This is a genomic window from Micromonospora noduli (genome assembly GCF_003264475.1).
GTDB classification, from domain to species: Bacteria; Actinomycetota; Actinomycetes; order Mycobacteriales; family Micromonosporaceae; genus Micromonospora; species Micromonospora noduli.
On the sequence record NZ_PYAC01000001.1, the window covers coordinates 875771 to 898896 of the forward strand.

Here is a 23126-nt window from a genome sequence, read left to right on the forward strand (position 1 = left end):
CTGCGCCTCGAACCCGTATCCGGCCAACGACCGGAAACCGGTTGCCTGTCGCCGGGGTCGCGCCGACGATCAGTCGATGCCCAGTGACCAGGCGACCCCCGACTTCTCAATCAAGCCCACCCTCACTGGTGAGCGAGTGATCCTGCGTCCCTTCGTCGACGACGACCTGGACACCTTCCGAACGGCGGTGGCCGATCCCGAGGTGGTCCGGCTGACCGGCAGCCCGGCCGACGACACTCTCGACGAGGAGCGGATGCGTTCCTGGTACGGCAGCCGCAACGCGCAGACCGACCGACTCGACTTGGCGGTCGTGGACCGCGCCACCGGAGCCTGCGTCGGCGAGGTCGTCCTCAATGACTGGGACCCCGCCAACCGGAACTGCAACTTCCGCACCCTGCTCACCGCCGCCGGCCGCGACCGCGGCTTGGGCACCGAGGCGGTACGCCTGATCGTCGGCCACGGTTTCGAGAGGCTCGGCCTGCACCGCATCTCGCTGGAAGTGTTCGCCTTCAACCCCCGGGCCCGGCGGGTGTACGAGAAGGTCGGCTTCGTTGCCGAGGGTGTGCTGCGGCAGGTCCTGCGCGACGGCGACGACTGGGTTGACGCCACGGTGATGTCGATCCTCGCGCCCGAGTGGGCGGCGCACCGGGGACGTCCCGAGCGCCGAGGCTCGTAGCCGGCGGGCCGGAGGCGTCAGCTCTGGATGGAGAAGGTGGAGACGACACCGTTGTGGTCGGACCTGGTGCCACCGACGATGTCGTAGTCGATCATCCACATTAGCTGGTGTTCGGGCAGCCGCTTCCAGAAGTAGACGTAGTCGATGTGCCGATTGCCGTGCGTCCCGGTGCCCTTTTCGCCGTACAGGTTGTAGTTGGAGCGCAGATTCGGCAGCTCGTTGGCCTCGAAGACCTGCCACGGGAACTTCGCGTACCCGTAGCTCCGGTCGGCGCTGAAGTCGACGTTGAGGTCTCCGCTCACGATGACCTGGCCCTCGTCCTGCTTGTCGACCGCCAGTTCCTTGAGGCCCTGGAACTGCGTCTCGGCGCACCTGGTGCGCGGCAGGTCCTCCGGCCGGCCGGCGGCTTCGATGCTGGCCACCGCGTGGGCGTTGATGTGGGTCACGTTGCGGCCACTGGTCTTGTGCCGGTACTTGACCCAGTTGTTGTACCGCGCGGGCGGCACCTCGCCCGGCCCGTTGGTGTCACAGACGAAGATCGAGCCCTTGTCGAGTACGTCGAACATGCTCTTCTTGGCGATCAACGCCTCGCCGGCCTGGTTGGTGCCGCCCGGCGCGTACAACCACCAGCCGTTGTCGGCGGCCCAGCTGGCCAGGAACGCCTTGCGGGCACCGACCTCGTTGAGACCGACGAGGTCGGCCTTGGACGCGATCAGGTTCAGGTCGTGCACGAAGTCGGCCTGGCTCAGCCCGTAGTAGATGTTCAGCGTGGCCGCCTTGAAGCCCACGCTTGCGGCAGCGGCTGGTGCCGCCGGCAGCAGGGCCGCCACCAGCGCGACCGCGCCCGCGAGAGCGCCCAGAGCGCGGGTCGACCAGTCCGTTGTGCTGCGCATCGATTTTCCTCCGCCTTGACGCCGACGGTGGCCGGCCAACAGACACTATCGATTCGAGTCGACGCGACGCCGAACATCCGGTGACGAAGCATCGACAGACCTGGGTCGACCAGTGCGGGGGGTATCCAGTCCCCCCAGCGGCGGTGGTGGAGCTACGCGAAGGTGAGGCCGTCGGACCGGGCGCGTTTGAGCTCGGAGAAAGCCCGGCAGCCGGCGAGCAGGCGAGCGCCGTCGAAGACGCGGACGGCCTCCTCGCCACGAGGGATCGAGGTCAGCACGGGGCCGAAGAAGGCCACGTCGTCGACGACGACCGTCGGGGTGCCGAGGTCCTCGCCCACCAGTTGCTGTGCGTGGGCGGTGCTCGCCCGCATCTGCGGGTCGAGGTCGCTGCGGTGGGCGGCGTCGGCCAGGTCGGCGGGGAGGCCGGCCTCGGCCAGGGCCAGCGGGACGACGCTGTCGAAGTCCTTGTCGCCGGCGTCGTGGATCCGGCGGCCGAGCGCCGGGTACAGCCGTGCGAGGGCGGCGGAGCCGTGTTGCGCGGCGGCCGCCACACACACCCTGGCCGGCCCCCAAGCCCTGTCGTTGAATTCGCGGTACCAGGGCTCCAGGTCACGATGCTCGTTGATCACCGCGAGGCTCATCACCTCGAACCGCAGGGTGAGCGGCCGCATCTTCGCGACCTCCATGAGCCAGCGGGAGGTGATCCAGGCGAACGGGCAGGACGGATCCACGTACGCCGTGACCATCGGAGCTGACGCTTGAGGCGAGTTGTCTTCCACGGAAGACAACTTATCTTCCACGGAAGGTAAGGTGCAACAGTGGATGACGACCGGATCGCCGACATCGTTGGGCAGTGGGGTCGCGAGCGACCAGACCTCGACCCCACCCCGTTGCTGATCATCGGTCGCATCCAACAGTTGGCCGCCGTACTCGATGTGGCCCTGCGGCCGCCGTTCGCCGCAGCGGACCTCGGCAACGGCGACTTCAACGTGCTCGCGGCGCTGCGTCGCGAGGGCGAGCCCTACACGCTCACGGCGGGCCAGCTGAGCCAGCGGATGCTCGTGACCACGGGAGCGGTGACCAAGCGGGTGGACCGTCTGATCGCCCGCGGCCTCGTGTCACGCTCGGTCTCCGCAGCCGACGCGCGCGGCAGGGTGGTCGGGCTGACGTCGGCCGGCGTGGCGTTGACCGACCGGCTCATCGAGGAACATCTGGCCAACGAGGCGGCCATCCTTCGCGGCCTGACCGACAGCGACCGCAGAACACTTGAGCGCCTACTTGCGGCGATGAATCGGACCCTGACCTCCGGAGATTTTGGACCCGAGGGCGGGGGCCACGACGGGTGATGCCCCCGGGCATGATCGGCCGATCCTCGGAATACCATTCGGGCATGGACGACACCACCCGCGGCGTACGCATCAGACGCGGTGGCCCGGCCGACGCACCCGCCGTACTGGACATGCTCGACTCCGCGGTGGTCTGGATGAACGACCGCGGCAACACCGAGCAGTGGGGCACGACGCCGTTCTCGGAAAAACCCGAACGGGCCGCACAGGTCGATCGGTACCTGACCGAGAACCTCCCGTTCATCGCGGAAGTGGACGGGACACCGGCCGCAGCCCTGGTATTGGCTTCCGGGCCTGATCCGCGGGCACCGATCGCGCCTGCGGAGGAACCCGAGCGCTACGTCCGCCTCCTGGTCTCCGACCGACGATTCGCCGGCCGGAAACTCGGGTCGGCCCTGTTGGCACACGCCGTCGAGGAAACCCGGCGAGCCGGCGTGCGGTTGCTACGGGTCGACTGCTGGGCGGGCAGCGGCGGCGAGTTGGTGGCGTACTACGAGCGCAACGGGTTCACTCCCACCGATACCTTCCTGGCCGGGACCTGGCCGGGGCAGGTGCTGGCCCAGCGGGTCGACTGAGCCACGCTCCCGGGTCAGCCCCTCAGCCGTCGCACACGACCGGCTCCAGGACGCCCGACAATGCTTGCCGGAAACCGGTCGGCTTGCCGTCAAGGCCGCCGCATGGCGGACGATGGATGCGTGATCGGTGACCGGTGGGGCGTGACCAACAGCGATACCTTGCGTACCTATCCCTGCGACGACTTCGTCGTCTCACCCACACTCCAGGCGTGGCGGGGAGTGCGGATCGAGGTGCCCGCCGCGGCGGTGTGGCCGTGGGTAGCCCAACTGAGGCTCGCGCCGTACTCGTACGACTGGATCGACAACCTCGGCCGCCGCTCACCTCGACAACTGGAGGGCCTGCCCGAGCCCCAGGTCGGAGAGGCGTTCACCACCGCTGGCGGACGGAAGTTGGGCAGGATCGTCTCGGTCGATCCCGGCAGACAACTGACGAGCACCATCATGGGCGCCTTCATGTCCTACGTCCTCGTGCCTCAGGAGCACGACACGACGCGCTTGCTGCTCAAGGTCGTCATGCAGACGACCCGCTGGGTCGCACCCGGGCTGTCCGTCGGCGACCTGATCATGGCTCGACGACAGCTGTTCAACCTGAAGAAGCTCGCCGAGCGCACGTCGCAGAGTCGTTGAGCACTGGAACGAATCCTCGTTGAGCTGACCGGAAGGCCGGTGCTGCCACTAGCCACGCCAGGTCTCGGTCGCTGCCACTGGCGTCGAGCTGAGCTGCATCACGTCGAAGCCCAGCACATCGAGTGCCTGCAGTTCGGCTGCGGCCTCCGTGAGGTTTCGCCTCGTGATCGAAGTCTACGGCGACCTGAGAAGGCGCGTCGTGACACTCGCGCTCGTTTGCCTCATGCGGATGAGGCGGGCGCCTGCGCGGCGGCGCGGGCAGGGGCAGGGGCAGGGGCAGCCTCGCGGAGCAAGGCCAGCAGCCCGGGAAAGCGTTGTTCCACGTCGTCGTAGCGGAGGGTGACCAGCCGGCGGATGCCGTCGACTCGCGTGCGGATCAAGCCTGCATCGCGCAGCACCTTGATGTGGTGCGACACCGTCGACTTGCCGATGGTGACGCCGGTCTCCTTGAGGACGTCACTGCCGCACGTCCAGTCCCCAGCCTCGTCGAGGGCACGCACGAGCGTGAGCCGCACCGGGTCGGCGAGCGCGCTGAGCACGACGTCGATCGTCACGGTCTCGATGGCGGGTTCGATCACCTCGGTCACGAGATGAAGCCTAGCCAGATCTTGTGCAAAGTTCGACTCTCGTCGTACTGTTCGATGCAGCTCGAACGGTACGACGCAGATCGAACATTGGACGGATCATGAAAGCGATCATCTACCGCGACCACGGCGGCCCCGACGTTCTCCAGTTCGTCGAGCGTGACCGGCCCACGCCCGAACCCGGCGAGGTGCGCGTCAGGGTTGCCGTTTCCGGGGTCAACCCGACCGACTGGCAGGCCCGCACCGGCGTTGCCCACCGCAAGCTCTTCCCCGAAATCACCCCGCACCTCGACGGCGCCGGTGTGGTCGACGCCGTCGGTGAAGGGGTTGACCCCGGCCGGGTCGGTCAGCGTGTGTGGCTGTTCATGGCCGCCGCCGGACGTCCCACCGGCACCGCCGCCGAGTTCACCGTCGTACCCGCCGATCAGGCCGTGCCGCTGCCAGACGAGGCCGGCTTCGACGTCGGCGCGTCGCTCGGCGTCCCCGCGCTCACCGCACACCGCGCACTCACCGTCGCCGAGGACGGGCCACGCCGCCTACGCCCCGGGATACTCGACGGCAAGGTGGTGCTCGCCGCTGGCGGGGCCGGCGCGGTCGGGCACGCAGTGATCCAGCTCGCCCGATGGGCCGGCGCCACCGTGATCGCCACGGTCAGCGGCCCGGAGAAGGCGGCGCTGGCCACCGCAGCCGGAGCCCACCACACCATCAACTATCGCGAGGGCGACCAAGCCGCCGCCGCCATCCGTGCGATCGCCCCTGACGGCGTCGACATCGTCGCCGAGGTGGCGTTGGGCGCGAACCTGGCCCTGGACCTGGCCGTGCTGCGTACCCGCGGCACGATCGCGACGTACGCCAACGAGGGCGGACATCCGGTCGAGCTGAACGTGGGTCAGCACATGGTGCTCAACACGCGCTTGCAGTTCCTGGTGCTCTACACGGCTGGGCCGCAGGCGCGCGCCGCAGCCGTCGAGGACGTCACCGCCGCGATCCGTGACGGCGCCCTACCGGTCGGCGAGGCACACGGCCTACCACTGCTCCGCTTTCCACTGCGGCGCACCGCCGACGCTCACCGAGCGGTAGAAGCCGGCGCGGTCGGCAAGGTACTGGTGGACGTCATGCCCTGAAGTTCACCCGCAAGCAGGAGGAGAGGTAGTCATACGTCGTCGTGCACCGTCACCGGCGATGAATACCAGGCTGCCCCGAGCGGCATGAGCGTGCGCCATGTGTCGGGTCCGGCGGACCAATAATCGGGCGTCTCGCCGGTGTGCGTCCACTAGCGTCCCGCCTCATGGAGAACACCACCGTACGCACTGAACGCCTCGAGCTTCGCCCGGTGCGAGACGCGGACGTCGACCGGATCCTGGAGTACCGCAATCTGCCGCAGGTCACGCGCTGGCTACTCCGCACGCAGGTCGACCCTGCGTCCTTCCGCACGGCATGGCGACGCGCGGCCGCAGACCCTGACGACCACAGCATGGCGGCCACGCTCGACGGCGTGGTGATCGGAACCGTCTCGCTCGACGTCGTCGACGGCATGGGCCAACCCGGCATGCCACCACGGACCGAGGCCGAGCTTGGCTACATCTTCGATCCGGCCTACGGCGGAAATGGGTACGCGACCGAGGCGGTAACCGCCGTGGTGGCGCACGCATTCGACCGGCTGGGCATTCGGAGAATCACCGCCGGCTGCTTCGCGGCCAACCTCGCCTCGGTGCGAATCCTCGAGAAGGTCGGCATGCGTCGTGAACAGCACGGCGTCGGCGATTCCTGGCACGCCGAACTGGGCTGGGTGGACGGCTACACCTACGCCCTCCTCGCCGAGGCATGGCATCGAGAGGCAGCACCGTCGGAGCAGCCGATCGCGTCCACACCGGCGCCGCGGGCGCGGTGAACCACCAGCGCATCCTCGACGGGGCTTGTGCTATCCCGGCCGGATCGGCCCCGGCGGGGCTAGCCGCTGGTGGGTTCCAGCTGCTCGAAGGCCATGCTTCACCCGGTCCGTCGCGACGAACCGTCCGAGTCGGTAGAGGAACTCGATGAACGCGGCGAAGGTCGCGTTGACCGTCTCGAAGTTGGGGGTCTCCAGGTCCAGCAACACGACGGCGCCGGTCAGCGCGGCCAACGGCATGAGCGTGCATCGGCTCAGCTACTGCATGATGGTGACCGGCGGGTGCTCCTGCAAGGCGGCGCACTGATAGACCTGGAGTGTGTAGCCACGACCGATTTCCACCTGCGTCGGGGTGTGATCGACCGACTCGTCCTCCTCAGCGATGGGACGCCAGCTGCGGCTGTCGCCGTCCCATTCGTCGCTTGGGATGGTGAGAAGTGGTTCCAGCGGAGCGCCGCAGCACCGGAGCTCGTCAGGGCCCGCCGGGCTCCGAAAGGTGAAGAAGGCGGCCCAGCCACCGACCTTCCAACCGGGAGCGATTGACAGGTCGCCCCGGTAACTCGGTTGCTTCTCGTCCGGTGACTGGAGGAGGTCTCTTTCTCGGGAGATGATGCGTTCCGCCAGCTTGTCATCCAGCTCGTGATAAGCCGGGTACTCGGTGACCTGCTCTGGGTGCAGAACGCAAGGTTCCGGTACGTAACAGCCCTGACCGACGAAGGCCGGCTCGGGCGGGTTCATCAGCATGTTCCGCACGCTTGTGGATTGCCGCCACCGTAGGCGCACTGCCGACCGCGCATCCATGATTTCATCGAACGGGCACCACAGCACCTGAAGCATGTCTGTGCCAGGGGGACAGGGCAGATCAGGGACGTCCCGGGCGTAGAGCTGGGCGAGCGGGATGAGCGGCAGCGGCTCCACCGGCAGCAGGGCCGGGTCGTAACCGGAATCTACGCGGTCTACGACTACCTTCTCATCGGGAGTGAGCAGATTCGTTCCCGGCGACCTGGGCCGTTGCCACGCTGCGGCGAGGATACGCCGACGCGTGCGGACGTCCTCCAGCGTCGTCAACCCGTACGGCTCGTGCTCGTCTCCGCATCTTGGCCAGGCCTCGTCTTCCGGCCACAGCAAAGGCCCACCCACCGAGCTGTCGTGCACGGCCGGGTCTCCTGGGCGGGGATGAAGGCGGGTGGCGGTCCTGGCCCTCGCTGCCAGTTCCGGGAACAGCGAGACCACATCCAACGGACGCGGTGGGGTGGTGCGCGTCATGATTCACTCTCCTGATCAGCGGCCTGCATGCAACCACGTGGCGCTGACAGGAGGAGCCGTCAGAGAGCCGCGCTGGTCATCCGGTCAGATCGTTCGGTTGGTCTGACCGACCGCTCCCAGCGACGGGGGCTAGCCGCTGGTGGATTCCAGCTGATCGAAGGCCACGCTCCACCAGGACTTCGGGTCGGCAAACGCTGACGAGTCGACGCCCATCAGTTCCTCGCGGATCGCGGCGGCGCGGGCGGCGCGGGCCCGACCGCCCGGGTCCGTGGCGATGAGCTGCCCGAGCCGGTAGAGGAACTCGACGAACGCGGCGAAGGTCGCGTTGACCGTCTCGAAGTTGGGGGTTTCCAGGTCCAGCAACACGACGGCGCCGGTCAGCGCGTCGAGGCAGAAGAGCAGCTGCGGGTCCTCGGGTGAGCTGCCGAGGACGATGTGGATGCGCGGGCTGGCCTCGCCGATCTCGATCTTCAGCTTGGAGAACAACTCCATGCCGGAGACGTCGACGTCGACGGTGAACAGGATCGGTACGTCGACCGGGATGGCTCCGAACGGCGGGAAGACCTCTGGCGTCAGCGGGCCGAGCACGTCGTCGAACCGGTCGACCGGGAAGTAGATCATCCCATCGGCGCCCCAGAGCGCCGTGAGCTCCTCATGCGTCGCGGTCAATCGTCCGCCTCCTCGTCATCGTCGCCGGGCGTGGTCAGACCGTGCTCGTCGAGGAAGCCCCACCACTCGTCGTCGTCGAAGCCGACCTCGCCGTACCCGGCGCCGAAGACGTAGTAGGCGAGGAACGAGTCGAGGTCCGGCGCGACGTCGAGGAACATCTCACGCATGAACCACTCGTCGGTGGTCTCCGCCGGGAAGTACCAGACCGCGCCGGTGTCGCGTCGGATCAGCAGTGGCTCGTCGTTCAGTGTGCCGATGACCAGCCACTCGGCGGGTTCGTCGGCGACGCCGGTGAACTCGGGCATCTGCTCGAGGTAGTACTGGATGTCGTCGAGGTCCGCGACTGCGGGCAGGTCGAACGCGCCGGCCAGGATGCCGTTGGCGGTCTCCAGCAGCTCCCGGACCGGCTGCGGCAGCTCGGCGGGAATCTGGTCGGCCGGAGCGCCCTCGTTGATCTGTGCCCACGCCAGCGTCGCCGGCTGGTCCGCTTCCAGGTCGGTACGCAGCTCCGCGATGAGCTCCCGCAACTCGGGATTCAATCCACTACCTCTATTCGGATCGGTGTGCCATCGGGCAGATTCATGATCTGACGCCAGATTTGCCCGCCGACATCCCAGTTTGTTCTACCGTGCAGGAGCTTCAGATTACTAACGTCGTCGGCGCCCCCGAGTTGCAGCTCCCACACATGGTCGGGCTGCTGCTTGCGGAGTCGGGCGGCGAGGGCGTTCGCCATCTTCTTGTCGTGGGGCCAGTACTTGTCGAAGATCTTCTGCCGGATGCGCTTCTTGTAGTCGGCCGTGATTTTCTTGTCCCGAGCGACCGGGTTCGCCTGCTTGAACAGCTTGCCCTCGTCGCTGAGCTTCTTCAGCGCGTTCATCTTGCGGTCAAACTGGCCGCGCGCGTGGAACGACTTGCGCTGCACCTTGATCGTGACCTCGGGCAGGTCGTTGTTGCGCACCACCGGCTTGGCGGCGGCTTTCTTCACCGCCGCGCGGACGCCCTTGCCAACCTTCGGCTTGCCCGCGCCGCCGCGCTTCTTCGAGCTCTTGGGCGCCCTGCTAGGCATCGAGGAGCTCCTGGATCACCTGGTCGATCAGCAGACCGACGATCTCCCGCGTGATCATCTGGAAGATCGGGACCTCGGCCAGCGACGCGCCGAACGTGACGACGGCGGTGGCGATCGCCTGAGCCACAGCGAAGGCGAGGATCGCAAGCTGCACGATCACCTGGATCTTCAGCGCGAGCACGATCGCGGCGGCGATGATCAGCCCGGTGCCGATCAGCATGGCGGCCTCAGAGTAGTCCGGCAGCGTTCCGGGGCCGCTCTCCGGCTTGGACCACCACTTCTGGAACGCCTGCACCGACTCGCCCTGGTGCTGTGACCAGATCGCCGCCGCAGCCGAGCTGGCCTCCCCGGATGCCTCGGCGACAGTGCCGGAGAAGTCCAGCCAGGCCTGGCCCATCTCGAACAGCTTTTCCTCGTCGGCTTCGGGCCAGCTGTAGCCGATCCAGCCGAGTGCCGTGATCAGTTCACCCGGCAGTTGAAGTCCCATGCCGTCACCCCAGCATTCCCTGGATGTCCCGCAGCGCGCCCGCGGCGGCGTCCTCGACCAGCTCGAAGTTGTCGGCCATCTTCGTCAGGTCGCTGCCGGCCGATCCGATCTCCTCGGCGGCCACGCCGATGCAGTCAAGAACCCAGGTGGACGCCTCCGTGTAGGCGATGCCGATCAGCGAGCCGATGTCGTCGGCACCCCACGGCTCGCCGTACCCCTGCATCTTTGCCTCGAAGCTTTCCAACTGCCCGATGAAGCGTTCGGCGGCGCCGATGACCTCATCGCCGCCGGAACGCAGCAGCGCGGGCTCGACCTCGAAGCCGTTCACCGGGAACCTCCTCGGGCCATTCGCTCCTGCGCGTCCGTGAGCGCCTGCAGGAACGCACCGAGCCGCGGCACGGCCGTGTCACGAACCTGCTCCAGCTGCTCGGTGAGCTGCGAGAGGTCGCCGGAGGCCACCGCCGGGCCGCCGCCGCGCATCGAGTCGATCGCCGCGTTCACGGCCGCGATCACGTGGTCGCAGACCTCGGCGGCGCCGAGCCGCATCATCCGTGGGTCCAGCGTCAGCGACTCCAGCCGACCATCAGCGCCGAACTCGGCACGGACCTGCCCCTCGGCCGACTCACCGACCCGACGCAGGCGCGCGGCCTCCTCGTCCTCCGGCGCAGCGCCGGCGGCGCGCAACGCGCCAACCGTCGCGTCCAGCATGCGAGCGAACTCTCCGCTCGCCGGCTCATTCACCGACATGCGCCCTCCATCGATCGCCTCCGAGACAGTGGAAAGCGTAGTCAGATCCGGCAAACAGTGTGGACCGGCGAGGTGGACGTTCCATCGAACCCTGTCGACGGGTCCGGCCCATCGACGGAGCCGCACGCAACGGGGGTACGCCCGACGCAGGTCCCTCGACCAGCGCACCTGACAGCGGCTTGGTACCGCTCAGGGCTGGAAGTACTCCGACATCAGGCGGCTGACCCATTCCGGCTGCTCGACGTTCACCGGGACGAACTCCACCATCGTCGGCTTCAGGTCGACGACCGGGGTGCCCGAGACCGCGTCGAGACCCACCACCGTCAATTCGCGGCCGTGGACGGATTCGATGGCGCAGCACGTCACTCCGATGCGGTTTGGTCTGCGAGGGCCGCGGCCGGCGAATACACCAACGGGCGGTAGGTCGGAGCGACCACGGTAGGGACGGGGTTCGCGGTGATCACCGTCTGCTGGGAACTGGTCGAAGATGAAGAGGACTTCCACATGGGAGAAGCCCTCCAGGCCCTGGAGGCACAGATCACCGAAGCGCTCGTCGATGGTGATGGTGCTGCGGACGGCACCCCAGTTGTCCGTGTGCTGGACATCGGTCCTGTCATTTCGGACCGTACCGATCGGGGTGATCTCAAAGCTGGGCATGACCTGAGGCTAGTTGCCGCGCACGACCGGCCGGCATGCACGAGCACCCGATCAAGGAGTCAGGCCGGGGTTGCGCTGGCGGCGGTCCTGGCGAAGCGGCGGGCCAGGTGGCCGAAGGCGTCGACAAGCTCGGCGGGGCCGACAACGTCGATCTCGGTGTCGAACCGGGCGATGGCGGCGGCCAGGCTGGGCCAGGACCAGGAGCCGAGAGTGCCAACGGGATGGGGCCGTCGCAACCCGACGGCCCCATCCCGCCACTCCGAGCGTTCGTACCCTCAGGCGGTGGCCAGGCGGACCATGAACTGGCAGCCGTCGGGGGTGTTGCGCACCTCGACCCGACCGCCGTGCGCCTCCACCAGGCCATGAACGATGGCCAGGCCGAGCCCTCCGGACGCCCCACCGTCACCGGGGCCGGGAGTGCGGGCCGGCTCGCCACGGAACGCGATGTCGAACACCCGGGGAAGGTCGGCCGGGGGAATGCCGCCACAGGTGTCGGCAACCGACAGCCAGGCGTGGTCCTCCTCCCGGCCGGCTTCGATACGTACGGTGCCGTCGGCCGGGGTGTAGCGGACCGCGTTGAGCAGCAGGTTCGCCACGACCCGGGCCAACTCCGGTTCGCTCGCGGCGACCGTCGGCCACCCCGACTCGCTGGCGATCAACTTGATCCGGCGAGCGTCGGCCAACGGGATGGTGCTGGCCAGCGCGTCCGAAACCACCTCTCCGAGCGGCACCGCCGTCAACGACAACCGCAACGCTCCCGCGTTGATCCGGGACAGCTCGAACAGGTCATCGACGAGTCGGGTCATCCGGTCGGTCTCCAGTCGGATGCGCCGGTGGTACTCGTCGACCGTGTCCGGATCACGCACCACCCGGTCCTCCAGCGCCTCCGCCATGGCCCTCAGCCCGGCGAGCGGGGTCCGCAGGTCGTGGGAGACCCAGGCGACCAGGTCGCGCCGGCCCTTCTCCAGTTGCCGTTCCCGCTCCCGGGCCTGGTCGCGCCAGACCGCGGCGCGGGCCAGTCGCCGGCCGAAGTGCCCGCCGACGGCGAGGCTGACCACCGCTGCCGCCGCGACGGTGATCAGGACCACCTCAAGGTCGTGCGCCGAGAGGAACATCGCCTCCGCGACCGCCATCACCCCGACGGCGACGGCGACCACAGTGGTGGTGAGCAGCACGTTGAGGTGCACGGTGATCGAGCTGCGCCGAAGCGCGCGGAGCAGCACCGCACCGGCGAGCCCGATGCCGAATGCCGCCCCGAGGGCGATCGCGAAGATCAGGAGTACGTCACGCATGGGCCGGCTCGTAGCGGTAGCCGACGCCCCAGACGGTCACGATCCGCTGCGGATCGGCCGGGTTGGCCTCGATCTTCTCCCGCAGCCGGCGTACGTGCACTGTCACTGTCGAGTGGTCCCCGAAGTTCCAGCCCCAGACCTGCTCAAGAAGTTCGGCCCGGCCGAAGACCCGGGACGGATGCCGCATGAGGTGGACGAGCAGGTCGAATTCGCGCAACGTCAGGGCAAGATCCGCACCGGCGAGGCGGGCGGTTCGGGAGGCCGTGTGCACCACCAGGTTGCCGTCGGTGAGCGCCTCCGGCCGCTCGGGCGGCGTCCCACCGCCGGCGCGACGGAGCACCGAACGGACCCGCAGCACCAGTTCCCTGGGTGAGAAGGGCTTGGTCAGGTAGTCGTCCGCGCCGAGTTGCAGCCCGAGGATCCGGTCGGACTCGTCGCCGCGCGCGGTGAGCATGACGATCGGTACGCCGTCCGGCCGTACCCGCAGCGCCCGGCACACCTCCAGACCGTTGATCAGCGGCAGCATCAGGTCGAGCACGACCAGGTGTGGCGCGTGCCGCTCCACGGCCGCCAGTGCCGCCGCACCGTCCGCCGCGAGGCTCACCTGGAAGCCGTCGTTCTCGAGGTAACGACGGATGACGTCGCTCACGGTCTGATCGTCGTCGACCACCAGCACACGCTGTGTCACGGACCTTCCCCGTTCCGCCCCGTCAACGTCTCCCCCAGATGTCCATCGACCCAGCGTAGCCAGGCACCAGACTCCGCCCGCACCGGTAAACCTTGCGAGGTTCTTACGGCTGTACGCGGAAACCCGCTCGGGCGTACGCGAGGTCATACGGTGACCGGAATGCGGATCCTTGTCACCGGTGCGGCCGGGTTCATCGGCTCACACGTCGCCGACCTGCTCACCGACGACGGGCACGAGGTGGTGGCAGTGGACGCGCTCCTGCCCGAGGCGCACGGTGCGACGGCGCCGCGGTGGACCGAGCGGCACGACCTGATGGTCGGTGACGTACGCCACGGCGAGCTGCTGACCCGGCTACTGAACGGGGTCGACGCGGTCTGCCATCAGGCAGCCATGGTCGGCCATGGCCTCGACCCGGCCGACGCCCCCCGGTACGCCGCGCACAACGACCTCGGCACTGCCACCCTCCTCGCGGCGATGCACGCCACCGGGGTGCGCCGACTGGTGCTGGCCAGCTCGATGGTGGTCTACGGCGAGGGCCGCTATCACTGCCCCACCCACGGGATCGTCCGACCTGCCAACCGCCGGGTCGTCGACCTGGCCGAGGGCCAGTACGAGCCGACCTGCCCTCGCTGCGACCAGGCGCTCTCCCCCGGTCTGGTGCCCGAGGACGCGCCGCTGGAACCGCAGAGCACGTACGCCGCCACCAAGTTGGCCCAGGAACACCTCGCCGGTGCCTGGGCCCGGCAGACCGGCGGATCGGTCTGGGCCCTGCGCTATCACAACGTCTACGGACCGCGAATGCCCCGCGACACTCCGTATTCGGGGGTTGCGTCGATCTTCCGGTCGGCCCTGGCCGCCGGACGACCGCCCCGGGTGCTGGAGGACGGCCGGCAACGGCGCGACTTCGTGCACGTGACCGACGTGGCCGCGGCCAACCTGCTGGCCCTCACGACACCGGCACCGGATCCCCTGACGCCGATCAACGTCTGCTCGGGCGAACCGCACACCGTCGGCGAGTTGGCCCACGAGCTGGCGGCGGCGATGGGCGGGCCACCGCCGATCACGGTCGGGGGCGGACGGGCGGCGGACGTGCGGCACGTCGTGGCCGATCCGGCGCGGGCCACCCGCGTGCTCGGTTTCACCGCCCGAGTCGGCTTCGCCGCTGGCATCGCCGACTTCACCACCGCGGTGATGCGGGACCCGGCATCGGTCACGACACCGTCCACAGCAGGTGGTTGACGGCGAGAGCCGTGGCGGCCTGGGCGGCCAACCACCACCGTCGGTGACCGTGCGGCAGGTGCGCGGTGGCGACCAGCAGCCAGACGGCGAACGGTAGCCAGATCCGCTCGACCTCGGCCTTGCTGAGCCCGGACAGGTCCGCCGCGAGCACCGCCGCCGTCGCCGCGACGGGCAACCACACAGTGGGCCCGGCGCTGGCGATCCGCTGCCGGAGGGCCGTCGCAAGCGGTGGGTGCGGTGCCCGGATCGACACGGCGGCCACCGCCCGCCGCAGCGCCGGCCCGACCACCGGGCCGGCCGAGAGCAGCAGGGCGGCGAGATTCGCCCAGACCCAGTAGCCGTACGGACGTTCCGCCGCCCAGCCCTGGTAGTAACGACGCGCCACCAGGTGGTAGCCGTCCAGCCACCAGAAGCCGGCGAGGGTGAACGCCGCGACGACGGCCGCGACCGCCGTCGCCGCGACCAGGAGCACGCCGAGGCGGTCCCGCGCCCGGAGCAGCACCACTGTCAACGCGAGCAACCCGACCAGGACGAACCCGTACGACAGGTAGAGCGCGAAGCCGAGTAGCAACCCGCCCAGTGCGGCCCCCGGTCGGCCACCCACCGCCAGCAACGCCAACCCGGCCGCGACCACCGCGGCGAAGATCCCGTCCGCGGACGCGCCCACCCAGACCGCCCCCGGGAGGAGCACCAGGAACGGCCACACCGCCCGGGCGGCGTCCTCGGCGCCGAGTGCCCGCAACGTCACCGGAACCGACACCGACACCGTGGCGCCGAGCAGCACGCAGGCGAGCCCGGCGGCGGTCCCGCCGCCCAGGCCGATCCGCTCCAGCCAGACGAAGAACAGCAACGCTCCCGGCGGGTGAGCGGCAGCGTGGGTGGACCACGAATCGGGCTGGAAGTCGAGAATCCGGTCGGCGAAGCCGGACAGCATGATGCCGACGTCCGTCACCCGAGGCACCTCGTGCAGGTACTCGGCCTGCACTGTGAGCCGCTCGGTCAACCCCGCGGACCAGCCGTCCACCAGGGCCAGCGACAGCGTCCAGAGCAGCGAGGCGAGATAGCCGACTGCCAGCAGTCGCGGCCACGGCGTGTCCGTTCCCCAGCGCACGCCCCGCCAGACGAACAGCGCCGCGACGAGAAGCGCGGCGGGGGTGCCGGGCCCCAGATGGGGCTGCCAACTCGCGTAGAGCGGTGCCGCGTCGGCGTGCAGCCGTACGCCCTGATGGTTGAGCAGGGCGCCGACGGCGACGGCGACGGCGAGCAGGGCCACCTCGGTGCCGAGGACGATCAGGTCGGCGGACCGGGTTCGTCCCGGCCGGGTCATCATGGTCATGGTGACGGCCGACGATACGACCTCCCACCAGGCATTCGGCGGCCAGACGGTGAGACGTCAGCGAGTCGTAAGATCCGTTGCCGTGTAAGCGATTCGTAAGGAGAAACCGCGGCCCGGACGACCGGTGGCGGGCCTAGCGTCGCCGGTATGCACACAACGATCGACGTGGTGCTGCCGTGTCTGGACGAGGCGGCCGCACTGCCTGCCGTACTGAGCGGACTGCCACCCGGCTACCGCGCCATCGTGGTCGACAACGGCTCCACCGACGGTTCGCCGGTCGTCGCGGCCGAGCACGGGGCCCGGGTCGTCCACGAGCCGCGACGCGGGTACGGCGCGGCAGTGCACGCCGGCCTGCTGGCGGCGGAGGCGGATCTGGTCTGCGTGCTCGACGCGGACGGCTCGTTCGACCCGGCCGAGTTGCCCAGGCTCGTCTCGGCGGTGCTCGACGGGCGGGCCGATCTCGCCGTCGGGCGGCGTCGGCCGGTCTCGGCGGCTGCCTGGCCGTGGCATGCCCGCGCCGGGAACGCGCTGGTCGCGGCCCTGCTGCGGCGTCGCGGCGTGCCGGTGTACGACATCAGCCCGATCCGGGTGGCCCGCCGGGCGGCGCTGCTGGGCCTCGGTGTCAACGACCGCGCGTTCGGCTACCCCCTGGAGTTGCTGCTGCGCGCGGCCGGAGCGGGCTGGCGGATCCTCGAACTGGACGTCGCGTACGCACCCCGGGCCGCCGGGACCGTCTCGAAGGTCTCCGGCTCGGTCCGGGGCACGCTGCGAGCGACCCGGGACTTCGCCGGAGTGCTGCGCGCCGACGCCGGTGGTGGCCGGTGAACGTCCTGCTCCTTGTCGCGAAGGCGCCGGTCCCCGGGCAGGCCAAGACGCGCCTCTGCCCGCCCGCCGATCCCACCCAGGCGGCCCGGATCGCGGCGGCGTCGCTGTTGGACACCCTCGCGGCGGTGCGCGCCACCGCCTCGACCATTCCCGTGTTGGCCCACACCGGCCGGTTCGCCGATGCCGAGTACGGCGCGGAGTTGACCGCCGCGTTGGTCGGTTGGCACCTGCTTCCGCAGCGCGGCGACACGTTCGCCGACCGCCTCGCGAACGCCCACGCCGACACCGCTGCGGCATTTCCCGGCCGGGCGGTGCTGCAGATCGGCATGGACACCCCGCAGATCCGCCCGGCAGTGCTCACCACCGCGCTGGACCGGCTCGCCGAACACGAGGCGGTGTTCGGGCCCGCGCTGGACGGCGGCTGGTGGGCACTCGGGTTACGCGATCCGAGGTACGCGAGCGCGCTACGCGACGTACCCATGTCGACCGACGACACCGGGCGTCATACCCTGGCCGCGCTGCGCGGGCACGGCGTACAACCGGCGATGCTGCCCGTGCTGCGGGATGTCGACGACTGGTCGTCGGCGCTGGCGGTCGCGGCTGACCTACAGGGCACCCGGTTCGCGGACGCCGTCGCGTCGGTGGGTGGCCATCTGCTGAGCGGATGCCCCCGGTGAATTCGACGATCAGTCTCGACGGTTTCGACGTGGTGCTGCGCAGACTCGGCGGGTGGTCCGCCGACCAGGACGCCTACGGCACGCCGGTCGGCCCGAGGCCTGCGACCCAACCCGACCATTGGCTGGTGCACACCGACGGGCGACGTGACCTGTTGCCGGTACGGCGCTGGCACGGCCCGCCCGAACCGGAAATCGAGTCCGTCGCCGCACGCTGCACGGGGCCCACGATCGATCTCGGCTGCGGCCCCGGTCGGCTGACCAGGGCACTCGCGCAGCGCGGCCTCGTCGCACTGGGGGTGGACATCTCCGCCGAGGCGGTACGTCTGACCCAGGGTCGGGGTGTGGTGGCCCTACGACGCGACGTCTTCGAACCCCTTCCCGGCGAGGGTAGGTGGGCGCACGCCCTGCTCATCGACGGCAACATCGGCATCGGTGGCGACCCGGTCCGCCTGCTGCGCCGGTGCGGCACCCTGATCGCGGCCGACGGAACGCTGGTGGTCGAGGTGGAACCCCCGGGTGCCGGGCTGTGGCAGGGACAGGCGTACGTCCTGTCCGGATCGTCCGGCGATCGGGAACAGCGCGGACCGGTGTTTCGCTGGGCGCGGGTCGGGGCGGAGGCGGTGGCCCGTACCGCCGCCGCTGCCGGCCTGCGGGTCGTTGACCGTTTCCGGTTCGGTCCACGCTGGTTCGCCGAGTTGGCACGCTCATGATCCGCCGGCCACGCGTCCCCGCCCCCGAGGACTTCACCGCGCCCTCGCACTCACCGCTGGTCACCGCCCGGCTCGGCCTCTGGCTCGGGGTGGCGTTCGGGCTGTGTTTCGGCACCGGGCTGCTCAGCCACTACATCCAGCACCCGCCGGGCTGGTTCACCTGGCCGACCCGACCGGTCAACCTGTACCGGGTCACCCAGGGCGTTCACGTGCTCTCCGGTGTCGCGGCGATCCCGTTGCTGCTGGCCAAGCTGTGGAGCGTCTATCCCCGGCTGTTTGTCCGTCCGCCTCTACGTCAGCCGATCCGGTTGTCCGCACACGCCCTCGAACGGATCTCCGTCCTGGTGCTGGTCTGCGCCGCGTTCTTCGAACTGGTCACGGGCCTGTTCAACGTCGCGCAGTCGTACCCGTGGGGGTTCTTCTTCCCGACGGCCCACTACGCGGTCGCCTGGCTGGTGGTCGGGGCGATGCTGCTGCACGTCGCGGTGAAGCTCCCGGTCGCCCGCGCGGCGCTGAGCACGCCACTGCGACGCAGGAGAGCGGTGCCAGCCGCGACGCCGGGGCCTGACGATCGGGACTCGTCCGAGCGACGCGCGTTTCTGCGTACCTCGGCGGGCGTCGCCGGCATCGCCGTGCTGGCCACCGCCGGAGTCACAGTGCCGTGGCTACGTCGGGTGTCGCCGCTGGCGTGGCGTTCCGCGTCCGGGCCGCAGGGCGTACCGATCAACCGCACGGCGGCTGCCGCGCGTATCGCCGTTCCTGCGGACTGGCGACTGGAGATCGTCTGGCCGGGCGGGCGGGACAGCCTGTCCCTGGCCGACCTGGCGGCCCTGCCGCAACGGACGGCAGAACTTCCGATCGCCTGTGTGGAGGGCTGGAGCGCCTCGGCCCACTGGACCGGCGTGCCCGTCGTTGCGCTGCTCCGCTGGGCCGGCGCACCGACCGGCCGACCGGTTCGGGTCACCTCACTGGAAACCGACGGCCTGTACGCGGCGAGCACACTCCCTGCGGCCCATGCCCGCGACCCGCTGACCCTCCTCGCCCTGCGGATCAATGGCGAGCAACTGTCGCCCGACCACGGTTACCCCTGTCGACTCATCGCGCCGAGCCGGCCAGGCGTCCTGCAGACCAAGTGGGTGGCCCGGCTGGAGGTGCTGCGGTGAGAACCGTCCGACTGCTCCTGTTCGTGGTCGGTGCCGCGGCCACCGCGTACGGCGGTTGGTTGCTCCTCCCCCAGTTCGGCACCGCCCTGCCGTGGTTGATCGGCGGCCCGGTGCTGCACGACGTCCTGGTGGCACCGCTGGTCGGACTGGTCGGGTTGGCGCTGGGTCGACTGGTGACGAACCGGTTCCGTCTGGCCTGGATCGCCGCGGGTCTGACGGCCAGCGCCACGTTGCTGCTGATCGCGGTGCCCCTGCTGTGGCGACCACCCTCGGCGCCTCCGAACCCGGGCCTACCGGACCGTGACTACCCGCTCGGGCTCGCTGTCGGGCTGGCTGTCCTCTGGGCCGCGATCGTGATCGTCCTGGTCGTCGCCACCATTGTCGACCGACGCGTCGCGCACCGACGGGCAGACCGTCGCTGAGTCGACCCCCACCCGTTTTCACCGTTCGCCCAGGAGGGGTACACATGTCAGCAGGAGACGCCAGCACGACCGATCGCCCGCCGATCGCCGTGATCGGTGGATCGGGGTTCTACGAGTTCCTCGACGACGTCGCCGAGGTCACCGTCGACACACCGTACGGACCGCCGAGCGACGCGCTGTCCGTCGGGAGTGTCGCCGGGCGGCCGGTGGTGTTCCTGCCCCGCCACGGACGGCGACACACCCTCCCCCCACATCGGATCAACTACCGGGCCAATCTGTGGGCGCTGCACGCACTCGGCGTCCGCCAGGTGCTCGCACCGGGCGCCGTGGGCGGTCTGCGGCCGGATCTGGGCCCGGGGACCCTCGTCGTACCGGACCAACTGGTCGACCGGACCAGCGGCCGCGCGCAGACCTACTACGACGGACAGCCACGCGCGGACGGGGAACTCTCCCCGGTCGTACATGTGCCCTTCGCCGACCCCTACTGTCCGGTCGGACGGGCCACTGTCCTCGACGCCGCCCGATCGACCGGTTGGCAGCCGGTCGACGGCGGAACCATGGTCGTCATCGAAGGGCCCCGATTCTCCACCCGTGCCGAATCACTGTGGTACGGCCGGGAGGGCTGGTCGGTCGTCGGCATGACCGGCCACCCGGAAGCGGTGTTGGCCCGCGAACTGGCGCTGTGTTACACAGCGCTGTCACTGGTGACCGACCTCGACTCGGGCGTCGAGGTTGGTCAGGGCGTGACCCAGCAGGAGGTGTTCACGGTCTTCGCCCGGAACATCGATCGTCTGCGCCTCCTGCTCGGCGACGTGGTGAAGACGTTGCCGGAGGACCAGGGAACCTGCCCGTGCGGACAGGCGCTGGCAGATACGCAGCGGTAACTGTCGTAAGAGTTCCGAAAGGGTTCGCGAACAGTTCGACGGCGGCTACGGCCGTACGCTGCGGGGGTGGGAAAACGGATGTTCCGGTCGCCGGTGGTCCGAGCCGGTCTCGCCGCCGCTGTCGTCGTGGCGATGCTGGCCCTCTACTGGTTCCAGCCGTGGAAGCTGTTCACCGACACCTACGTCGACGAGGCGATTCCCCGCGTAGGGACGACCTCGACCGCCCCGATCGAGGCGTCCGCGACCCCGGGATCCTCGACACCGGCACCCGCGACCTCGGCAGCCGCCCCAGCGGCGAACGAGATCCTGACCACCGGCGAGTTCGTCACCCATGAGCACCGGACGACCGGCAGTGCCGAGATTCACCGGCTCGCCGACGGGCGCCACCAGCTCGTCATCCGCGACCTGAACACGTCGAACGGCCCGGACCTGCGGGTGTGGCTGACCGACCAACCGGTCATCCGGGGCACGGCCGGCTGGCGGGTGTTCGACGACGGCAAATGGGTCGAGCTGGCGAAGCTCAAGGGCAACAAGGGCAACCAGGTGTACGAGCTACCGGCGTCGGTGGAGCCAGGCGACTTCCGCAGCGTCTCCATCTGGTGCAAGCGGTTCGCGGTCTCCTTCGGCGCGGCAGAACTCACGAGCGCCTGACCGGCCTGCCCGGTCGCAACCTGCCGGACACGGCATTGACATCTTTCACTGCGCGATCTAGCGTCGAAGCGAATCGGTTCGACACCGAGCCAGGTGCTCCGGCACCGTCGGGCGAACGGTCACGTGGTGTTCGGGCGCACGGTGTGGCCGCCATCGATTCGACGATCGACTGGTCCTGCGTGGGCGGCGAGACCAGTGGCGGAAACCTGTGTCGATGAGCCGGCCGGGCGCCGTCGGCACATCGCGTCTTCTGGGGTTCGTCCGCGGCGAACGTGGTCGACGGGGGTGACCCGCAGCGGCGCGTCGTGGCGGCGTGCGGGTTGCCGTGGACCCCCTTTCAACCAGTTCGTGCCGAGTGGCGGGAGCCCCTTCATGACAAGACGTAGACCCATCCTTGGACTGCTTGCGACGGCGGCGGCCGTCGTCCTGACAGTGAGCGCGGGGGCACTGGCCGGTGGTTCGATCACCACCGCGTCGGCCGCGAACATCGGAGCGGCCGCAGCGACCGCCGGGTGCGGCAAGGCACCCACCTTGACCAGTGGCCAACGGTCCATCCAGAGCAGCGGCCAGAACCGCAGTTTCATCCTGAGGATTCCTGACAACTACGACAGGAACCATCCCTACCGGTTGATCTTCGGATTCCACTGGAACGGCGGCACCGCAAACGACGTCGACGGCGGTGGGTCCGACGGGGCGGCCTGGTCCTACTACGGGCTGCGGCAGCAGGCGAACAACAGCACCATTTTCGTCGCGCCCCAGGGCAACGGCAACGGCTGGGCCAACCCCGGCGGCCAGGACGTCACCTTCGTCGACGACATGATCAGGGTGATCGAGGCAGACCTCTGCGTCGAGACCACGCAACGCTTCGCGCTCGGCTTCAGCTACGGCGGCGGCATGAGCTACTCGCTGGCCTGTTCCCGGCCAAGCGTCTTCCGCGCTGTCGCTGTCTACTCCGGCGGGCAGCTCAGTGGATGCGGCGGCGGCACCCAGCCGGTCGCGTACATGGGGATCCATGGCATCGGCGATGCGGTGCTCAACGTCTCCGCCGGACGGTCCCTGCGCGACACGTTCGTGCGGAACAACGGGTGCACCGCACAGAGCCCACCCGAACCGAGGGCGGGCAGCCTGACCCACATCACCACCACCTACTCCGGCTGCCGGTCCGGCTATCCGGTGGTCTGGGCCGCCTTCGACGGCGGGCACACCCCGGGCCCGGTGGACGGCGGCGGGGACAGCGGAGCCAGGACCTGGACCAAGGGCGAGGTGTGGAGGTTCTTCACCCAGTTCGGTGGCAGCACCGACCCGACGACACCGCCACCGACCACCACCCCGCCACCGAGCGGCACGTCGGCCCTGCGCAGCACGTCCTCCGGACGGTGCCTCGACGTCAACGGCGCCTCGCAGACCAACGGCGCGGCGGCGATCATCTGGGACTGCCACGGTCAGAGCAACCAGAGCTGGACCTCGACCGCCGCCCAGGAACTGCGCGTCTTCGGCGGCAAGTGCCTCGACGTCAACGGCGCCGGCACCGCGAACGGCAGCTCGGTGATCATTTGGGACTGCAACGGCCAGTCCAACCAGAAGTGGCGGCTCAACACCGACGGCTCGATCACCGGAGTTGGTTCGGGCCGGTGCCTGGACATGGTCGGCAACGGCACCGCCAACGGCACGCGCGTCCAGATCTGGGACTGCACCGGCGCGGCCAACCAACGCTGGAGCCGGAGCTGAGCCCGGCGAGGTTCCCGGGACGGGGACCGG

The 23126-nt window shown here is 69.5% G+C and carries 31 protein-coding genes; 15 read left to right on the forward strand and 16 right to left on the reverse strand.

The annotated features are described in order from the left end of the window. Nucleotides 1-76 precede the first annotated feature (76 nt). Nucleotides 77-676 carry a GNAT family N-acetyltransferase gene (locus tag MED15_RS03715; RefSeq protein ID WP_112601360.1) on the forward strand — a complete coding sequence of 200 codons (600 nt, stop codon included), beginning with the start codon at nucleotides 77-79 and terminating at the stop codon, nucleotides 674-676. Nucleotides 677-693: 17 nt separating this feature from the next. On the opposite strand, the gene MED15_RS03720 is transcribed toward MED15_RS03715, so the two are convergent. After that, nucleotides 694-1569, reverse strand: coding sequence for an endonuclease/exonuclease/phosphatase family protein (locus tag MED15_RS03720; RefSeq protein ID WP_112601359.1), 876 nt, complete (start codon nucleotides 1567-1569; stop codon nucleotides 694-696). 152 nt (nucleotides 1570-1721) lie between these two features. Continuing rightward, entirely contained in the window at nucleotides 1722-2315 is a 594-nt protein-coding gene (locus tag MED15_RS03725) for a mycothiol-dependent nitroreductase Rv2466c family protein (RefSeq protein ID WP_112601358.1), read from the reverse strand. 72 nt (nucleotides 2316-2387) lie between these two features. Here MED15_RS03725 and MED15_RS03730 point away from each other — a divergent pair, with 72 nt between their 5' ends. From MED15_RS03730 to MED15_RS03740, 3 genes are all read left to right on the forward strand, one after another. Next, nucleotides 2388-2915 (forward strand): MarR family winged helix-turn-helix transcriptional regulator, encoded by a 528-nt coding sequence (locus MED15_RS03730; protein ID WP_112583482.1) that lies wholly within the window; start codon nucleotides 2388-2390, stop codon nucleotides 2913-2915. Nucleotides 2916-2959: 44 nt separating this feature from the next. After that, entirely contained in the window at nucleotides 2960-3490 is a 531-nt protein-coding gene (locus tag MED15_RS03735) for a GNAT family N-acetyltransferase (RefSeq protein ID WP_112601357.1), read from the forward strand. Nucleotides 3491-3592: 102 nt separating this feature from the next. Further along, on the forward strand, nucleotides 3593-4117 hold the full coding sequence (locus MED15_RS03740) for a polyketide cyclase (protein ID WP_244220344.1): 525 nt from the start codon (nucleotides 3593-3595) through the stop codon (nucleotides 4115-4117). A gap of 221 nt (nucleotides 4118-4338) precedes the next feature. Here MED15_RS03740 and MED15_RS03745 read toward each other — a convergent pair whose 3' ends face one another. Further along, on the reverse strand, nucleotides 4339-4704 hold the full coding sequence (locus MED15_RS03745) for an ArsR/SmtB family transcription factor (protein ID WP_244220345.1): 366 nt from the start codon (nucleotides 4702-4704) through the stop codon (nucleotides 4339-4341). Nucleotides 4705-4802: 98 nt separating this feature from the next. On the opposite strand from MED15_RS03745, the gene MED15_RS03750 reads away from it, so the two are divergent. Next, a complete protein-coding gene (locus MED15_RS03750; protein WP_112601355.1) occupies nucleotides 4803-5825 on the forward strand; it encodes an NADPH:quinone reductase in 1023 nt (340 codons plus the stop codon). Nucleotides 5826-5989: 164 nt separating this feature from the next. Further along, nucleotides 5990-6592, forward strand: a complete 603-nt coding sequence (locus MED15_RS03755) for a GNAT family N-acetyltransferase (protein ID WP_112583478.1) — start codon at nucleotides 5990-5992, stop codon at nucleotides 6590-6592. Between the two features lie 30 nt (nucleotides 6593-6622). Here MED15_RS03755 and MED15_RS03760 read toward each other — a convergent pair whose 3' ends face one another. From MED15_RS03760 to MED15_RS03815, 12 genes are all read right to left on the reverse strand, one after another. Beyond that, entirely contained in the window at nucleotides 6623-6823 is a 201-nt protein-coding gene (locus MED15_RS03760; protein WP_244220346.1) for an SUKH-4 family immunity protein, read from the reverse strand. A gap of 24 nt (nucleotides 6824-6847) precedes the next feature. Continuing rightward, on the reverse strand, nucleotides 6848-7855 hold the full coding sequence (locus MED15_RS03765) for a hypothetical protein (RefSeq protein WP_112733199.1): 1008 nt from the start codon (nucleotides 7853-7855) through the stop codon (nucleotides 6848-6850). Nucleotides 7856-7984: 129 nt separating this feature from the next. Further along, on the reverse strand, nucleotides 7985-8524 hold the full coding sequence (locus tag MED15_RS03770) for an SUKH-4 family immunity protein (protein ID WP_112583475.1): 540 nt from the start codon (nucleotides 8522-8524) through the stop codon (nucleotides 7985-7987). Continuing rightward, the gene (locus MED15_RS03775; RefSeq protein WP_225855278.1) at nucleotides 8521-9051 is read right to left on the reverse strand and encodes an SUKH-4 family immunity protein; all 531 of its coding nucleotides are present in this window, start codon (nucleotides 9049-9051) and stop codon (nucleotides 8521-8523) included. The genes MED15_RS03770 and MED15_RS03775 overlap by 4 nt, the downstream gene beginning before the upstream one ends. 8 nt (nucleotides 9052-9059) lie before the next feature. Continuing rightward, the gene (locus tag MED15_RS03780) at nucleotides 9060-9590 is read right to left on the reverse strand and encodes an endonuclease (RefSeq protein WP_112583473.1); all 531 of its coding nucleotides are present in this window, start codon (nucleotides 9588-9590) and stop codon (nucleotides 9060-9062) included. Next, nucleotides 9583-10077, reverse strand: a complete 495-nt coding sequence (locus tag MED15_RS03785; protein ID WP_112583472.1) for a WXG100-like domain-containing protein — start codon at nucleotides 10075-10077, stop codon at nucleotides 9583-9585. The genes MED15_RS03780 and MED15_RS03785 overlap by 8 nt, the downstream gene beginning before the upstream one ends. A gap of 4 nt (nucleotides 10078-10081) precedes the next feature. Further along, a complete protein-coding gene (locus tag MED15_RS03790; protein ID WP_091399963.1) occupies nucleotides 10082-10405 on the reverse strand; it encodes a hypothetical protein in 324 nt (107 codons plus the stop codon). After that, entirely contained in the window at nucleotides 10402-10824 is a 423-nt protein-coding gene (locus MED15_RS03795) for a YbaB/EbfC family nucleoid-associated protein (protein ID WP_112583471.1), read from the reverse strand. Before MED15_RS03795 ends, MED15_RS03790 begins: the two co-directional genes overlap by 4 nt. 189 nt (nucleotides 10825-11013) lie before the next feature. Next, entirely contained in the window at nucleotides 11014-11481 is a 468-nt protein-coding gene (locus MED15_RS03800) for an SAM-dependent methyltransferase (RefSeq protein ID WP_112583470.1), read from the reverse strand. A 59-nt stretch (nucleotides 11482-11540) separates the two neighbouring features. Continuing rightward, nucleotides 11541-11717: a hypothetical protein gene (locus MED15_RS03805; protein WP_244220347.1), complete on the reverse strand. Its 177-nt coding sequence runs from the start codon at nucleotides 11715-11717 to the stop codon at nucleotides 11541-11543. A gap of 39 nt (nucleotides 11718-11756) precedes the next feature. Then, nucleotides 11757-12773, reverse strand: coding sequence for a sensor histidine kinase (locus tag MED15_RS03810; protein ID WP_112734790.1), 1017 nt, complete (start codon nucleotides 12771-12773; stop codon nucleotides 11757-11759). After that, nucleotides 12766-13461, reverse strand: coding sequence for a response regulator transcription factor (locus MED15_RS03815; RefSeq protein ID WP_112583468.1), 696 nt, complete (start codon nucleotides 13459-13461; stop codon nucleotides 12766-12768). The genes MED15_RS03810 and MED15_RS03815 overlap by 8 nt, the downstream gene beginning before the upstream one ends. A gap of 159 nt (nucleotides 13462-13620) precedes the next feature. Here MED15_RS03815 and MED15_RS03820 point away from each other — a divergent pair, with 159 nt between their 5' ends. Beyond that, nucleotides 13621-14700 carry an NAD-dependent epimerase/dehydratase family protein gene (locus MED15_RS03820; protein ID WP_112734791.1) on the forward strand — a complete coding sequence of 360 codons (1080 nt, stop codon included), beginning with the start codon at nucleotides 13621-13623 and terminating at the stop codon, nucleotides 14698-14700. Here MED15_RS03820 and MED15_RS03825 read toward each other — a convergent pair. Next, on the reverse strand, nucleotides 14672-16036 hold the full coding sequence (locus MED15_RS03825) for a hypothetical protein (protein WP_112734792.1): 1365 nt from the start codon (nucleotides 16034-16036) through the stop codon (nucleotides 14672-14674). The two genes, MED15_RS03820 and MED15_RS03825, sit on opposite strands and share 29 nt — an antisense overlap. 147 nt (nucleotides 16037-16183) lie before the next feature. On the opposite strand from MED15_RS03825, the gene MED15_RS03830 reads away from it, so the two are divergent. The 8 genes from MED15_RS03830 to MED15_RS03865 all read left to right on the forward strand — a co-directional run bounded on the left by MED15_RS03830 (nucleotide 16184) and on the right by MED15_RS03865 (nucleotide 23096). Then, on the forward strand, nucleotides 16184-16861 hold the full coding sequence (locus MED15_RS03830) for a glycosyltransferase family 2 protein (protein ID WP_112583465.1): 678 nt from the start codon (nucleotides 16184-16186) through the stop codon (nucleotides 16859-16861). Continuing rightward, nucleotides 16858-17538, forward strand: a complete 681-nt coding sequence (locus MED15_RS03835) for a TIGR04282 family arsenosugar biosynthesis glycosyltransferase (RefSeq protein ID WP_112734793.1) — start codon at nucleotides 16858-16860, stop codon at nucleotides 17536-17538. Before MED15_RS03830 ends, MED15_RS03835 begins: the two co-directional genes overlap by 4 nt. After that, nucleotides 17535-18248, forward strand: a complete 714-nt coding sequence (locus MED15_RS03840) for a class I SAM-dependent methyltransferase (protein WP_425271063.1) — start codon at nucleotides 17535-17537, stop codon at nucleotides 18246-18248. The genes MED15_RS03835 and MED15_RS03840 overlap by 4 nt, the downstream gene beginning before the upstream one ends. After that, nucleotides 18245-19411, forward strand: coding sequence for a molybdopterin-dependent oxidoreductase (locus tag MED15_RS03845; RefSeq protein WP_112734795.1), 1167 nt, complete (start codon nucleotides 18245-18247; stop codon nucleotides 19409-19411). Before MED15_RS03840 ends, MED15_RS03845 begins: the two co-directional genes overlap by 4 nt. Then, nucleotides 19408-19833: a hypothetical protein gene (locus MED15_RS03850; RefSeq protein WP_208646483.1), complete on the forward strand. Its 426-nt coding sequence runs from the start codon at nucleotides 19408-19410 to the stop codon at nucleotides 19831-19833. Before MED15_RS03845 ends, MED15_RS03850 begins: the two co-directional genes overlap by 4 nt. 44 nt (nucleotides 19834-19877) lie before the next feature. Next, the gene (locus tag MED15_RS03855; protein ID WP_112734796.1) at nucleotides 19878-20717 is read left to right on the forward strand and encodes an S-methyl-5'-thioadenosine phosphorylase; all 840 of its coding nucleotides are present in this window, start codon (nucleotides 19878-19880) and stop codon (nucleotides 20715-20717) included. Nucleotides 20718-20783: 66 nt separating this feature from the next. After that, nucleotides 20784-21368: a DM13 domain-containing protein gene (locus tag MED15_RS03860; protein WP_425271064.1), complete on the forward strand. Its 585-nt coding sequence runs from the start codon at nucleotides 20784-20786 to the stop codon at nucleotides 21366-21368. A gap of 372 nt (nucleotides 21369-21740) precedes the next feature. Continuing rightward, the gene (locus MED15_RS03865; protein WP_112697451.1) at nucleotides 21741-23096 is read left to right on the forward strand and encodes an RICIN domain-containing protein; all 1356 of its coding nucleotides are present in this window, start codon (nucleotides 21741-21743) and stop codon (nucleotides 23094-23096) included. Nucleotides 23097-23126 lie beyond the last annotated feature (30 nt).